Raw genomic sequence first — 238 nt, forward strand, 5'->3', positions numbered from 1 at the left:
CAGAAACCGGCAGGACTGTTTGGACTAGCGTCCACCTTACCCCCAGGTTTTTCTGGTAGGGCTGGTTGGACTCGAACCAACGACCCCCGCGTTATCAACACGGTGCTCTAACCAGCTGAGCTACAGCCCCAAATGCTGTTCTTTATATTAACAGCCGATAAGTGTGAACATTTGATGCGTGAATCATTTACATGATTCGTGCAAACTCTAGAAAGGAGGTGATCCAGCCGCACCTTCC

The 238-nt window shown here is 50.0% G+C and carries 1 tRNA gene; it reads right to left on the bottom strand.

The features are described from left to right. Positions 1 to 53: 53 nt before the first annotated feature. A tRNA-Ile gene (locus tag VM94_RS12520) sits at positions 54 to 130 on the bottom strand. Between the last annotated feature and the right edge of the window lie 108 nt (positions 131 to 238).

Origin of the sequence: Janthinobacterium sp. KBS0711, from assembly GCF_000988085.1 — a bacterium.
GTDB lineage: Bacteria > Pseudomonadota > Gammaproteobacteria > Burkholderiales > Burkholderiaceae_D > Janthinobacterium > Janthinobacterium lividum_E.